This is a genomic window from Streptomyces malaysiensis subsp. samsunensis (assembly GCF_024519315.1).
Lineage (GTDB): Bacteria > Actinomycetota > Actinomycetes > Streptomycetales > Streptomycetaceae > Streptomyces > Streptomyces malaysiensis.
The window spans coordinates 113,623-127,488 of the sequence record NZ_JANIIC010000012.1; the positions used below are offsets into that span (position 1 = coordinate 113,623).

13 protein-coding genes are annotated in these 13,866 nt (G+C 70.9%); 6 read left to right on the forward strand and 7 right to left on the reverse strand.

The features are described from left to right. Positions 1-3: 3 nt before the first annotated feature. Both NQU54_RS13295 and NQU54_RS13300 read right to left on the reverse strand, forming a co-directional pair. A complete protein-coding gene (locus NQU54_RS13295) occupies positions 4-993 on the reverse strand; it encodes an NADPH:quinone oxidoreductase family protein (protein ID WP_257631239.1) in 990 nt (329 codons plus the stop codon). After that, positions 990-2,183: a CaiB/BaiF CoA transferase family protein gene (locus NQU54_RS13300; RefSeq protein ID WP_257631240.1), complete on the reverse strand. Its 1,194-nt coding sequence runs from the start codon at positions 2,181-2,183 to the stop codon at positions 990-992. The genes NQU54_RS13295 and NQU54_RS13300 overlap by 4 nt, the downstream gene beginning before the upstream one ends. Positions 2,184-2,333: 150 nt before the next feature. Between NQU54_RS13300 and NQU54_RS13305 the strand changes: the two genes are divergently transcribed. Beyond that, a complete protein-coding gene (locus NQU54_RS13305) occupies positions 2,334-3,233 on the forward strand; it encodes an alpha/beta fold hydrolase (RefSeq protein WP_257631241.1) in 900 nt (299 codons plus the stop codon). Here NQU54_RS13305 and NQU54_RS13310 read toward each other — a convergent pair whose 3' ends face one another. From NQU54_RS13310 to NQU54_RS13330, 5 genes are all read right to left on the reverse strand, one after another. Next, positions 3,234-3,692 (reverse strand): ATP-binding protein, encoded by a 459-nt coding sequence (locus tag NQU54_RS13310; RefSeq protein WP_257631242.1) that lies wholly within the window; start codon positions 3,690-3,692, stop codon positions 3,234-3,236. It abuts the gene before it with no gap. A gap of 137 nt (positions 3,693-3,829) precedes the next feature. Then, the gene (locus NQU54_RS50060; RefSeq protein WP_372505865.1) at positions 3,830-3,970 is read right to left on the reverse strand and encodes a hypothetical protein; all 141 of its coding nucleotides are present in this window, start codon (positions 3,968-3,970) and stop codon (positions 3,830-3,832) included. Beyond that, positions 3,955-4,815 carry an alpha/beta hydrolase gene (locus tag NQU54_RS50065; protein WP_372505866.1) on the reverse strand — a complete coding sequence of 287 codons (861 nt, stop codon included), beginning with the start codon at positions 4,813-4,815 and terminating at the stop codon, positions 3,955-3,957. The genes NQU54_RS50060 and NQU54_RS50065 overlap by 16 nt, the downstream gene beginning before the upstream one ends. Then, entirely contained in the window at positions 4,802-5,152 is a 351-nt protein-coding gene (locus NQU54_RS13325; protein ID WP_308408485.1) for a tautomerase family protein, read from the reverse strand. The genes NQU54_RS50065 and NQU54_RS13325 overlap by 14 nt, the downstream gene beginning before the upstream one ends. Positions 5,153-5,170: 18 nt before the next feature. Beyond that, positions 5,171-6,826 carry an MFS transporter gene (locus tag NQU54_RS13330; RefSeq protein ID WP_257631243.1) on the reverse strand — a complete coding sequence of 552 codons (1,656 nt, stop codon included), beginning with the start codon at positions 6,824-6,826 and terminating at the stop codon, positions 5,171-5,173. Between the two features lie 445 nt (positions 6,827-7,271). Here NQU54_RS13330 and NQU54_RS13335 point away from each other — a divergent pair, with 445 nt between their 5' ends. From NQU54_RS13335 to NQU54_RS13355, 5 genes are read left to right on the forward strand one after another with little or no spacing between them, the layout of a single operon-like run. Then, a complete protein-coding gene (locus tag NQU54_RS13335) occupies positions 7,272-8,810 on the forward strand; it encodes an ABC transporter substrate-binding protein (protein ID WP_257631244.1) in 1,539 nt (512 codons plus the stop codon). Beyond that, positions 8,807-10,075: a hypothetical protein gene (locus tag NQU54_RS13340; RefSeq protein ID WP_257631245.1), complete on the forward strand. Its 1,269-nt coding sequence runs from the start codon at positions 8,807-8,809 to the stop codon at positions 10,073-10,075. The genes NQU54_RS13335 and NQU54_RS13340 overlap by 4 nt, the downstream gene beginning before the upstream one ends. Then, positions 10,072-11,091: an ABC transporter permease gene (locus NQU54_RS13345; RefSeq protein WP_257631246.1), complete on the forward strand. Its 1,020-nt coding sequence runs from the start codon at positions 10,072-10,074 to the stop codon at positions 11,089-11,091. Before NQU54_RS13340 ends, NQU54_RS13345 begins: the two co-directional genes overlap by 4 nt. Next, positions 11,088-11,888 (forward strand): ABC transporter permease, encoded by an 801-nt coding sequence (locus tag NQU54_RS13350; protein WP_257631247.1) that lies wholly within the window; start codon positions 11,088-11,090, stop codon positions 11,886-11,888. The genes NQU54_RS13345 and NQU54_RS13350 overlap by 4 nt, the downstream gene beginning before the upstream one ends. Beyond that, positions 11,885-13,507, forward strand: coding sequence for a dipeptide ABC transporter ATP-binding protein (locus NQU54_RS13355; RefSeq protein WP_257631248.1), 1,623 nt, complete (start codon positions 11,885-11,887; stop codon positions 13,505-13,507). Before NQU54_RS13350 ends, NQU54_RS13355 begins: the two co-directional genes overlap by 4 nt. Positions 13,508-13,866: the final 359 nt, after the last annotated feature.

Below are 13,866 nucleotides of genomic sequence, written 5' to 3' on the forward strand. Positions count from 1 at the left end.
TCGCTACGCCGGCCGTTCGTCGGCCCGCAGGAGGATCTTCCCCCGTGCCTGCCCGGCGGCCAGGGCGGTGAGCGCGGCGGCGCCCTCCTCCAGGGGGGTCACCGCGTGGACGCGGGGGCGCAGTTCGCCGCGCCGGGACCAGGCGAAGATCTGCGCCAGGTTCCTCTCGTGCACGTCCCGTTCGCGCCGGATGAACTCGCCGAGGAAGACACCGACCACGGAGGCGCCCTTGACGAGGGGGATGTTCAGGCCGACGGACGGGATGTCGCCGGCGGCGAAGCCGATGACGAGGTATCGGCCGCGCCAGGCCACCGCCCGCACCGCGGCGGCGGCGACGTCACCGCCGACCGGATCGAAGACGACATCGGCACCGCGGCCCGCGGTGGCGGCCTTGATCCGCTCCTTGATGTCCCCCGCACCGTAGGACAGGGCCTGCGCCGCCCCCTGGGCGCGGGCCGCCTGGGCGCGTTCGTCCGAGGAGGCGCAGGCGATGACCCGGGCACCGAGCAGGCGGCCGACGTCCACCGCGGCGGCCCCCACGCCGCCGGCGGCACCGAGAACGACCAGGTTCTCCCCGGGCTGAAGCCCGGCGCGCTGAACCAGGGCGTGGTAAGCGGTCGCATAGGCGACGAGGACGGTGGCGGCGTCCTGGGCGGACACTCCGTCGGGCAGCCTGGTGACGCGGTCCGCGCGCACCACCACGAACTGCCGGGCGCAGCCGTACTCCTCGTTGCCCACGACCCGGTCGCCGACCGTCACCGCGGTGACGCCGTCGCCGACGGCCGTGACCACACCGGCGTATTCGCTGCCGGGCGAAAAGGGCAGGTCCGGACGGACCACGTGCCGGCCGGCGACGACCAGCGTGTCGTGGAAGTTGAGGCCGACGTAGGCGACCTCGACCACAATCTCCCCCGGGCCCGGGCGGGGCTCCGGCAGGTCGACGACCTCCAGCACATCAGGGGTGCCGAGCCGGGTACAGAGCAGCGCCTTCATCCCCGGGCCGTCCCGTCGTCGCCCGCAACCACCGCGCCGGAGCTGATCAGCTCGTCGATCTCCGGGTCGCCGAAGCCGGCCGCTCGCAGGAGCGGGCGGGTGTGTTCGCCGAGTCGCGGAGGCGGGGTGCGCAGCGGTGGCAGCCGGCCGTCGTAGCGGACCGGGTGGTTGAGGACGGTGGCGTGGCTGTCGCCGACCGGCATGTCCATCAGCAGTCCCTCTTCGGCCACTTGGGCGTCGTCGCGTACGTCGTCGTAGTCGGCGACCCGCTCGATCCAGAAACCCAGCGGCTCCAGTCTGCCGACCAGTTCCTGGTAGGTCCAGGCGGACAGCGTCTGTTCGAGGAGCCGGGTGTACTGCGCACGGCGGTCGCGGCGGGCCTGCTGGTCGAAGGCGGCGAGTTCCTCGGAGCCGAGGGCCGCGGCAAAGTCGTCCATGGTGCCGCTGAGGGCGATGGCGGCGTGTGCGTCGCGCAGCCGGTAGACGCCGTAGGGAGGATCGATGAACCAGGCCGCCAGGGCCCCGGGCCGCCGGATGTCCGTACGGCTCCTGCGCCCGGAGTAGTACAGCGCCAGGGATTCCGCCTGGAGGTCCAGCCCGGCACCCAGCAGACTGGACTGGACGCGGGTGCCCTGTCCGGTGGCGAGTCTGCGGACGTACGCGGCCAGCACGCCCATCGCCAGCAGGGCGGCGCCGTGGTGGTCCACGACGGGGGTGCCGGCGGCCGTGACGTGCCCGTCTCCGTCACCGGTGACGGAGACGAGGCCGGAGCGGGCCTGTACGAGCAGGTCGACGCCCGGCTTGCCCGCCATGGGGCCGGACGAGCCCCAGCCCGTGGCGGAGGCGTAGATGATGTCCGGCCGGACCGCACGGACCGCGTCGTAGCCCAGTCCCAGCTTCTCCAGCGCGCCACCGCGGTAGTTCTCCATGACGACGTCGCACCGCTCGATGAGGGGCCGCAGCACACGCGCCGCGTCAGGGTGCTTGAGGTCGACGGCGATCGACTTCTTGTTCCGGTTGACGGCGAGGAACGTCACGCTCTGGCCGGCGAGCCGGATGCCGGCACTGCCGATCCTGCGCTCCCATGAACCGGCCGGCGGCTCGACCTTGGTCACGTCCGCGCCCAGATCCGCGAGGTACTGGGAGGCGGCCGGGCCCTGCACGAAGTGCGAGAAGCTGAGGACTTTCATACCCTCGATCACGCTGGTCCCTCGTTTCGCAAAGATGAAGAACTCCGTTTCGACCAGTCAGCCCGACGTTCCGACGTTGTTCAATCGGTGATTTCCACTCATTGGAAAACGCGGCGCCACAGCATGGCGTGGGCACCGCATACTCGGTGCGTGACTCATCGTGATCTGCTTCCGGCGGCCATGCGGCGGATTCGTGTTCCCGGCGCCGTTTTGAATTGCGCGACTCTGGGGGCCGGCGAGCCGCTGCTCCTGCTGCACGGCTGGCCGCAGACCAGCCACGCATGGCGGTTCGTCGCTCCCCGGCTGAGCGAGGATTTCCTTGTCGTCGTGCCCGACCTGCCCGGTTTCGGGGCCAGTTCGCGCATGCGGGACGGCTACGACAAGAAGACCGTCGCCCGTTTGCTGCACCTGCTCATGACCGAACTCGGGCACGACGTCTACCACGTGGCGGGCCACGACGTCGGCGGACAGGTCGCCTATCCGCTCGCCGCCCAGTTCCCGGAGTCCGTCGCGAGCGTGACGTTCATCGAGGCCGGCATTCCCGGCTTGGGCAACAGCGAGGACGCCGCCAATCCGCTGCGCGGCGGCTCCTGGCACTTCGGCTTCAACATGGTCCACGACCTTCCCGAACTGCTGCTGGCGGGAAGGGAACGCGACTTCCTCGAGTTCATGTTCCTGCGGGATTCCATCGGCCTGTACGTCACCGACGCGATCGACGCAGCCGCGCTGGACGTCTATGCGCGGAGTCTGGCCGCCCCCGGCGCGGTGCGCGCGTCCATGGGCTACTACCGCGCCCTGCCGACGGACATCGCGGACAACCGCGCCCTGAGCGGCGCCGCGCGGCTCACTCAGCGGGTCGCGGTGGTGGGGGCTGCTCACGGTATCGGTCTGAGCTGGCTGGACTCCGTCCAGCAGGCGGCGGCCGAGGTGAGCAGCCACCTGGTGGACGACTGCGGCCACTACCTGCCGGAGGAACAGCCCGGAGCGCTGTCGGAGATCCTCACCGCGGTCGTGCACGGCGCCGCGCCGGAGTTGCCGTCGATGACGTGATCAGCGTGGGGCGGTGGGGACGGGTGTCTCTTCCCGTACGGAGCAGGGCAGTTCGGCCCAGACGGTCTTGCCCCTGGTGGCGGTGTGCTCGGTGAAGACCACGCCGTTCAGTTCGCCGACGATCATGTGGACGATCCGCAGACCACGGCCGCTGGTCGCGTCCGCGGCCGCGTCGGCGGGGGCCGGCCGGCCCGGATGGTCGTCGTGCACCCCCACACGGATCCGGTCGCCGTCGACCAGTTCCACGACGACGGTGATCTCGGCGGTGACGGCGCAGGCGTGGCGGACGGCGTTGGCCAGGAGTTCCGAGGAGCTGAGGCGGATCGCGTAGACGGCCTCGCCGTCCTCGGGCAGCCCCCAGGCGCGGAGAGTGTCCACGACAGCGCGGCGGGCCAGGGGCACATGCTCGTCCCGTGCGGGGATGGTGATGGTCCGGGTACGCCGGTGTCGGAAAGTCATGGCATCCAGCTCCTCCGCGCAATTCCACATCGCGCTTTTCGGATAAGTCGGACGCCAATCGACAGGAGGGGCATTATCTCCACCGCCTTTCCATTCAGTGGAACGGCGGTGGAGAAAACGCCGCACGGAAACCGCGGTCATGTCGGAACCCGCACCAGTACGCGGGCCAGTTCCTCGGGAAGCGACGCGAACGGCGCATGGCCGCTGTCGAGGGGCACCTGCCGGAAGCGGTTGCCGGGTGTGAGCCCGTCGGCATCGCGGATCAGCCGGTCCTGCAACGGCGGCGGCAGGGCCCTGTCCCGCAGACACCGCACATAGGTCCGGGGCACGGTGCCCCAACGGTCCGCGGTCGCGGCCACCTCGCCGGTGAGGAAGCCCAGCGGCTGGTCCGGGGTGAGCGCGTGCGCGTAGGCCAGGTACTCGGCCGTGGGCATCCGGTGGAGTACGTCGAGCGAAGCTCCTCCAGATAGGCGGGATCGGTGGACCGGGGATTGATTCTCACGGCGCCGGTCTCGGCGGGATCGCCCAGATACAGACCGGCGCCCGAGGCGCTCGCCGCCTCGGGCAGCGCCAGGTAGGCGCCGGCGCTGCCCAGCCGCGTCGGCACGAAGGCGGACACATAGACCACGTGGTCGACCAGGTGCGGAACCGCCTGCACGGCCCGGGTGGCGACAGCGCCACCCATGCTGTGGGCGACCAGCACGACGCACCGCCGCCCGTCCCGCCGACGGTGCAGGGTCTCCAGTGCCGCGACGACGGACTGGGCGGCGGTGTCCAGGGTCACGTGGCTGACCGGTGAGACGTCGTGTGCCAGATTGCGCTGCTCCGCGTCGAAGTAGGACGCGGGGAAGCGGGCGGACATGCCGTGTCCCGGCAGGTCCACGGCGCATACGTCGTGCCCTCGCCGGGTCAGGGCTGCGCCGAGCATGGCCCAGTGTCCCGCGCCGTGCCAGGCTCCGTGCACGAGCAGAAACCGAATCGCCACTGTGCTGTGTTTCCTCCCGCCGCGCGGACCGGCGTCTTCGGCGGCGGCCGGGCTGATCCGGCCGGAGGGGCTCGCGGCCGGGGTTCCCAGCGTACCGATCACGAGGTTCCAGCGATTCCGGGAGCTACCGGGCTCCATCGCCGCTCTCCCCCACCGGATTCGGTCGGCCCGCGGGATCCGGCCGGTGCCGCTGTGCCGCGGCACGCTTCTCCGCCATGGTGATCCCGCCCGACCCCCAGTGTTCGGCGGGTATCTCGCGGATGAGCACTTTGATGGATTCCGGCGGTGCGTCGAGCACCCGCACGGTTGTTTCGTGAAGAGCGTGGATCAGACGCTGAAGGTCTTCCCTCCGGCGTCCGCTCAGCAACGACACGTCGATGATCGGCATGGCTGTACTCCTGGGAATCGCTGCGGGTCGAGGTACGGCGAATCGCCGCACGGCGGTGCGGGCCGCGGCGTGATGTCCGCGGCCCACACCGGAAGAATGGCTGATTCAGGCCGCCGTGGTGCCGGGGCCGCCCGTGGGCGCCGTGGGCTCTTCGCCGTCGGCCTTCGCCAGGTCGACGCCTCGTGTTTCCGGCAGAGCGAAGACCAGGATGACCGAGCCGATGGCCATGGCGACGACCGGATACCACAGCGCGTCGGTGATATCGCCCGTCTCGGCACCGATCGCCACCATGGTGGCCGGGAGGAATCCGCCGAATACCCCCACGCCCGTCTGATAGGGCAGGGACATGGCGGTGGAGCGAATGCGGGTGGGGAACACCTCCGCCATCGCGGTCGCCGCCGGCGCCTGAGCCATCTGTGCGTATGCCACGAGGAGGAGCAGCAGTGCGGCGACCTTGAGCACGGGCCAGGACAGGAAGTCCGTCACGCCGTCCACGGTGATCGCGGCCCCCCGCACCGGGTAGCCGGCGTCATGGACGGCTGCGGTGATGTCCGCCTCCATCCGGGGGCCCGCGGTGATGTGTTTACCGTCGATCACGACCTCGGTCGGGCCGCCGATGTCCTGCCGGTCGAACTTCACGGAACTGGCGTGCAAGACCTCGCGTGCCCGGTCGCACGCCGAGGTGAATTTCACATTCCCGGCCGGGTTGAACTGGAAGGAACACTCATCCGGGTTCGCCCGAAGCATGACCTTGACGTCGGACTGGGCCGTGGCAAGCGCCGGATTGGCCGCGCTGGTCAGTGCGTTGAAAACCGGGAAAACGGTGACGGTGGCGAGCACCAGACCCGTGATCAGCACCTTCCGCCGGCCGATTCGGTCCGACAGCCAGCTGAAGAACACACAGAGGAAGAAGCCGATCAGGAAGACCAGCATGAAGATCCAGCTGACCGTACGCCCGTCCACCTGGTAGCTGGTCCTCATGGTGGTGAGCATGTACACCGTCGACAGATAGCCGATGAATGACTGCGCGGCAGCCATCACGAAGACGATGAGGATCATCCGGCGGTGCCGCTTCTCTCGCAGCGCCTCGCGGAGCGGAGCCTTGGAATGGGTCCCCTGCTCCTTCATCTTGAGGAAGAGCGGGCTTTCGCGGAGCTTCAGCCGAATCCAGACCGAGAGGCCGAGCGGAAGGACGGAGATCACAAACGGAATCCGCCAGCCCCAGGCACTGAAGGCGTCGGCACCCACCACGCTCTGCACGATGAGCTGCACCCCGAGTGACAGGCTGAACGACAGCGCGGTCGTGCCGGTGAGCCACCCCACATAGTAGGAACGCTGATCCTTGGGCGCGTACTCGGAAACGTATGTCACCGCCGCCCCGAATTCCCCGCTGACGGCCAGCCCCTGTGCGATCCGGCATACCAGCAGGAGGACCGGGGCCATGGCGCCGATCTGCTGGGACGTCGGCAGCAGCCCGATCGCGACGGTGGACGACCCCATGATGACCAGGGTCAGCAGAAAGACCGCTTTACGGCCGAGCAGATCGCCGAGCCGGGCGAATATCAGCGCACCGATCGGGCGGACGATGAATCCCACGGAGAACGTGAGGAGCGCGAACACGGTCTGGGCCGCCTCGCTGTATCCGCCGAAAAATTTCCCGCCGATGACAGGCACCAGCGAGGCGTACAGGAAGAAGTCGTACCACTCGAACGCGGTTCCTACCGCGGACGCTGCGACAACCTTGAATTCTTCCTTTTTCATCGTGCCTCCTGGAGCGGTTCTTCGCGGGGCCATCACGTCGTGTTGAACTCGTCGAAGCGGGGTTGCCACAGGTTAGAGCGGCCAGTGACATAAGCCACGCGTCGAATTCCGCTCAATGGGAAGCCCTTGCCGCCGCCGAGAGGCACCGAGGACCGTCGCCGGTCCCGCCGCACCCGCCCGGACCCCGGCCGACAGCCGCGCCTGCCCCGCGGCCACGCCCGTGCCGGTGGCCGTTCCCGTGCCCGTCTATGTACAGCGGCCGAAATCCGGATTGTTGCGCCCGTATGAAGTCTCGTTCGCCTCTCCCACTCACCGGAAATCGGCCCTGGGCCGTGCCTCGTCCGCTGCCGACAGTGAGCGGGTCACCCGTGCCGACCCTGATCCCGGAGCCCGCAAGATGCCAAGAGCCGTTCCTCGCCGAATCTCCGTACCGTCCGCCGCGCTGATGGCGACGGCGATGCTGGCCGGCTGCGTCGGCGGTGGCGGAGCGAGCCCCCACCGCACCGTCACGGTCGACCTCGCCGAGTCCATCACATGCGTGGACCCGCACCAGGCGCCGCAGACGTCGGCGCTGAACGTCGCACGGCAGCTGGTCGACTCCCTCACCGACCAGGATCCGCGGACGGGGAAGATCGTCGGCTGGATCGCAAGCCGCTGGACCGTCAACCGCAACGCCACCCGCTTCGTCTTCACCCTCCGCGACGGTGTGAAATTCAGCGACGGCAGCCCGCTGGACGCCGCGGCAGTCGTGGCCAACATCAAGGACATCACCGCCCTGGGCGCCAAGTCGCCGCTCGGGCTCAGCTATCTCGCCGATCTGCGTGCGGCGCGCGCGACCGGTACCCGCACCGTGACCGTCGAGTTCGCCAAGCCCAACGCCCAGTTCCTCCAGGCCACTTCCACACCGACCCTCGGTCTGCTGTCCCCGGCGACGCTCAAGCGCAGCCCCGGCCAGCGCTGCTCGGGCAGGGTGGCCGGATCGGGTCCGTTCACGCTGGCCTCCACCGCCGTCAACGAGTCCATCGCCCTGAAGACCAGGCGGGACTACGCCTGGCCGACCCCGCTGACCCGGCACACCGGCGCCGCTCGCGTCGACGGGCTGACCTTCCAGATCGTTCCCACCGCCCAGGTCCGGCACGGCAATCTCGTCTCCGGACGGGCCGACGTGGACACGCAGGTGCTGCCGCAGAACAAGCGTTCCTTCACCGGCGCGGGGCCCGACCTGCTGTCCCAGGTGCGCCCGGGTCTGGTTTATACACTCCTGCCGAACGAGACCAGCCCCGTCCTCTCCGATCCCGCCGTCCGGGTCGCGATCAGCCGCGCGATCGACCGCTCGGCCTTCGCACCCCTGCTGTCGCCTGGAGAGGCACCGGCCACCAGCCTGCTCGCCAAGTCCACCCCGGACTACTCGAACCGATCGGCCGCGCTCCCCCACGACCCCGTGGCCGCCGCCGCGATGCTGGACAAGGCCGGCTGGTCACCCGGTCCCGACGGGATCCGGCAGCGTGCCGGCCGTGCGCTGCGCGTCCGGCTCGTCTACGCGTCGACCGACCCGTACGGCTCCGTCTACGAGCTGGTCGCCCAGCAGTTGCGCAAGAGCGGCATCGATCTCGCCCTCACCCCGCTCGACGACGCCCGGAACAACGCCCGCCAGGCGGCCGGTGACTACGACTTGGTGTCCTGGGGAGTCACCCGCGGCGACCCGTCCGTCCTGTCCACCGTCTTCACGGTCGACTCGGCCAACCCGCTGCGCAGGACCAAACCCGGGCGGCTGGAGCGGTCGCTCGGCGCGGTGAGCGAAACGCTCGACCCCGCACGCAGGCAGCAAGCGGTCGACAGCGCCGTCGACACCATCCTCGACGGCGGCCACGGCATCCCGCTGTTCGAGCAGGCTGCCTCGATCGGCGTCGGGGACGCCGTCAAGGGCATCAGGCTCGACTCGTCCAGCCGCCCCATCTTCTACGACGCGGAGGTCAGCAAGTGAGCGGCACAGATGATCGCTGGAACGCTTTCGGTGATGGCCGAACGGTCTCACCCGCGGAATTCGTAGCGGCCTCGGCGGCCCTGCTCGACGGTGCGGTGCGGGCGGTCTCCGGGCCCGCCGCGGAGGTCAGAGCCCATCTGGTCGCCGGACTGGCCGCCTCGCTCGACCTGGCAGGGCCCTATGCGACCACCCGGCTGGATGTCCCGGCGACGGGCAACGCGGCGCGTGCGGAACTGACCGCGAGCGCGGCCGCCGCCGCCGAGCTGATCATGGACCTGGTCCAGGCGGGCGCCGGCTCCGGCGGCGGGCGGCGGGTTACGGACCTCCGCAGCCCCTGCGTCGGCTACGGCTGGACGCCCTCCGTCGTGGAGTGGCTGATGGGGCCGGCCGGCGGGCACCCCGCACGCAATCTGTACAACGAGTGGCTGCACCAGCTCGTCCTGCTGCGTGACGCCCTCATCCCGTTCGACCGCCACGGTGAGACGCGGCTTCTGGTGACGGCCGAAGGACTGCGGCGCATCGTCGACGAGCGTGACCGCTTCGTGCTGGAACTGACCACGCGGCGGATCGCGCACCGGTCGGTCGTACGTTTCGCGGCGGTCGCCGCCGTGGGCGGCCCGGGGCCGGCGCGGCTGTCCGCCTACGGTTTCCAGTGGCCCGGCGGCTCCGTGCTGCCGGCGGTACTGTCCCGTGGCGACCTGCTGGCTCCGCGCTACCGGCTGGCGTGGTCACCGGAGGCGGTGCTGGACGACGAGGAGCAGCCGCTGTTCTTCGTCCCCGCCGCCGCGGACTACCTCGAACTGCCGCACCGCGACCTCGCGGCACTGCCCCCGGAGGAACCGGCGACCGGCCGCCCCGTGACCGCCCGGCTGGTCCGCGGCGAGAGCGCGGCGGACGCCGGCACCGTCACACTCGACCTCGAGGCCGAGTCCGCCGGGCCCGCCCGCGGCCCATGGCGCGTCGACCTGGGGCAGGCGCTGCGCGGGCATCGATACGCGCTGCGCCCCGATGCGGCGGCCGAACCGGGCCCGCCGCCGGAGACGACGGTCGTGGAGGGCCGGCGCCTGCTGCCCGAACCGGCCCTCTTCACCGCCCGGACCGGCCGATACCGGCTGCTCACCGGCGGTGAGCCGCTGCCCGCACTCGCGGTCCTCGGCCGGCTCCACCCCGACGGCACGGTGCTGTACGCGGGCGAGGGCCGGGCGGCGGTGGAGTCCACGGCCCGGCGTTCGGAACCCGTGCTCCTGCTGGACGTGCGGCAATGACGGCGAGGCTGCCTCCAGGGCTGCCGCGCTACCTCGTACGCCGGCTGTGCCAGGCCGTGTTCGTGATCTGGGCGGCGTTCACCGTCACCTCGCTCCTGCTCTATCTGCTGCCCTCCGATCCGGTCCAGATCATGATCGGTCCGCAGGCACACGCCAGTCCCGGCCAACTCGCCCGGCTGCGCCATGAGTACGGGCTGGACCGGCCGGTGGTGACGCAGTACGTCACGCAGCTCGGCCGCGCGCTGCACGGCGACCTCGGCCAGTCGATCCAGAGTGGCGTGCCGGTCATCACCGAGCTGTTCCGGGCGCTGCCGCACACCCTGGCGCTGGCCGGCGCCTCGCTCGGGCTCGGCGCGATGCTCGGCGGCAGCGTCGCGTGGTCGGCGGCGTACGCCTCGTCGCCCCGGCTGCGCGCGGCGCTGCTGGCCGTGCCATCGCTGTTCATCTCGGTGCCGACGTTCTGGCTGGGGCTCATGCTGATGGAACTGTTCTCCTTCACCTTCCGGGCATTTCCCGCCAGCGGCGGCACCGGTTTCGCCTCGCTGGTGCTGCCCGCCGTCACGCTGGCGATCCCCTCCGCCGCGTTCATCGCCCAGACCCTGGGGTCGGAACTGATCAAGGCGATGGGGGAACCGTACGCCGACACGGCCAGGGCCAAGGGCGCGTCCCGGTCGCGGGTCCTGCGCGGTCACGCGCTGCGCAACGCGGTCATGCCCACGCTCACGATGCTCGGGCTACTGGTGGGCTGGCAGCTGTCCGGCTCCGTCGTCGTGGAGACGGTCTTCGCGCGGGACGGGATCGGCCGGCTCACCGAAGCGGCGGTGCGTACCCAGGACATCCCGATGGTGCAGGGCCTGGTGCTGCTCGCCGCCGTCTGCCTCGCACTGGTCAATCTGGCGGTCGACCTGGTCTATCCGCTCGCCGACCCGCGGGTGCTCGTCCGGCGCCCGGCCGTACGGAGCCGGCAGCGGCCGTCCGCGCGGGCGGCCGCGCCGGCGCCGGGAGGCGGCCGATGACGACCGTCCGGCGGATCGGCTGGTCCGGATTGCTGATCGCGGTGGTGCTCGGCTGGTCCGTGCGGCCATCGCTGTTCACGCGCCGGGACCCGAACGAGGGTGTGCTCGCCGAACGGCTGCGGGCGCCCAGCGGCTCCCACTGGTTCGGCACCGACGAACTCGGGCGCGACCTCTACGCCCGCGTGGTGCACGGCGCCGGCCTCTCCTTGTCGGCCGCGGCTCTGGCGGTCGGCATCGCCTTGGTCTCCGGCGCACTGCTCGGCGTGGTCGCGGGGTCGGCCGGCGGATGGACCGACGACGCCGTCATGCGGGTGGTGGACATGCTGCTGGCCGTACCGCACTTCCTGCTCTCCCTGGCCATCATCACGATCCTGGGGTTCGGGACCGTGAACGTCGCGGTGGCCGTCGGGCTCTCCGCGACCGCGAGCTTCGCCCGGATGACGCGCGGCGAAGTGCTCAGGGTGAGGCGTGCGGCCTACGTCGAAGCCGCGACGGTGGCGGGCACCGGCCGGGCGACGACGCTGGCCCGGCACATCCTGCCGAACGCGGCCCGGCCCGTCCTGGCCCTGTCCAGTCTGGAGCTGGGCAACGCGATCCTGGCCATGGCGGCCCTCAGCTTCCTCGGCTTCGCCGCGCCGCCGCCCGCCGCGGACTGGGGCTCGCTCGTCGCCGCCGGACGGGACTATCTGGAGGTGGCCTGGTGGATGACGACCGTGCCCGGCCTGGCCATCGTCGTGTCGGTGATCGCCGCGAACCAGCTCGGACGGCGGCTGGCGGACCGGGGCGGGCGCCGGTGAACACGTCGACCTCGCCGTCCGCCACTTTGACGGTCACCGACCTGCGGATCTCGTACCGCATCGCGGGCCACCGCGTCGACGCGGTGAACGGAGTGAGCCTCGAGGTCAACCCCGGGGAGATCATAGCGATCGTCGGTGAGTCCGGTTCGGGCAAGTCCACGCTGGCGCACGCGCTCACCGGACTGCTGCCCGGCACAGCCGAAGTGTCCGGCGGCCGTATCGAACTCGACGGCGCCCGCCTGGACCGGTTCTCCGAACGGCAGTGGCGGCACGTACGAGGGGCGCGGATCGGTTTCATCCCGCAGGATCCCGGAGTGGCGCTGAATCCGGTGCAGCGCGTGGGGAAGCAGGTCGCCGAAGCGCTGCGCATCCACCGGCCGTCGGATCCGGACACCGAGCGCGCCACGGTGCTGGCGAACCTGGAACGGGCGGGCATACCCGATCCCGGCCGAATCGCCGACCGCTATCCGCACGAACTGTCCGGCGGCTACCGGCAGCGCGTCCTGACGGCGATCGCGTTCGCCGCCGGACCGAGGTTCATCGTCGCGGACGAGCCGACCTCCGCACTGGACGTCGTCGTGCAGCAGCGGGTGCTGGACCGGATCGAGCGGCTGGCCAGGTCGTCGGGGACCGCAGTCGTGATGATCACTCACGACCTCGCGGTGGCGGGCGACCGCGCGGACCGGATCGCCGTGATGCATGGCGGCCGCATCGTGGAACAGGGCCCGGCCGGGCAGTTGCTGAGCGCCCCCCGGCACGAGTACAGCCAGCTGCTGCTCGCCTCGGTCCCGCGCCTGGTCGCCGTGCGCGAACAGGGCCCGCCCACGCAGCCGCTGCTGTCCGTGGACCGGCTCAGCAAGGTCTACACGGTGCGAGGCGGCCCCGGCGCCGGCTCGCTGCGGGCGGTTGACGAGGTGAGCTTCGGCATCGAGCGGGGCCGCACCCTGGCCCTGGTGGGAGAGTCCGGCTCGGGGAAGTCGACGACGGCCCGTCTGGTGACGCGCCTCGCCGACCCCACGTCCGGGACGATCCGTTTCGACGGAGTGGCGCTGGAAGGACTCGGCGCACGGGCGCTGCGGCCGTTCCGCCGCAGGATCCAGCTGGTCGCGCAGAACCCGTACACCGCACTCGATCCGCTGATGACGATCCGCCAGATCGTCGCCGAACCGCTGCACGCGTTCCGGGACGGAACGCGCCGGAGCCGTACCGCCCGGGTCCGGGAACTTCTCGATCAGGTGGCGCTGCCCGCCACGGTCGCGGACCGCAAGCCGAAGGAGCTGTCCGGAGGGCAGCGCCAGCGGGTGGCCATCGCCCGCGCGCTAGCGCTCCGCCCGGATCTCGTGGTGTTCGACGAGCCCGTGTCCGCGCTCGACGTCGTCATCCAGGCGCAGATCCTGCGGCTCATGGCCGAGCTCCAGGAGGAGTTCGCGCTGAGCTATCTGTTCATTTCGCACGACCTGGCGGTGGTCAGCCAGATCTCCGACACGGTGGCCGTGATGCGGGAGGGGGCCATCGTCGAGCAGGGGCCGACCGCGGAGGTGCTTGCCCGGCCGCGCGACCCCTACACGGCGAGCCTGCTCGATGCGGTACCGGGCAAGGGCCCGGCTCGCACAGGGTGAGCGGCGGGCCCGGCCCCTGGGTGCGGTCTGACGCGGTCGCAACCGTCCTCCAGTCACCCGCTGTACGCGTACGACCAGGCGCATGCGGCCTTCGCGGCCATAGGCACAGTCACCCGGGCGACCGGCGGCGGCGAGGCCAGAACCCGCAGGGTCATGGTCCGGCCCGCGGTTCTCCGTGCGGCCGGCCCTCGGCCACCGTTCGGTCGGACCGCCCGTTCTCCGCAGGGCCGGGGCAAAGCCCCTCGGGCTGGGGCAAAGACTTCTCACAGCTCAGATGTCAGCTGACAGGTCCGAACAGTTCCCGGCCGGGATGGATTTCTCCTTGTTCGACAGAGCCTTCGGATGGTGAGGAGCCGGCC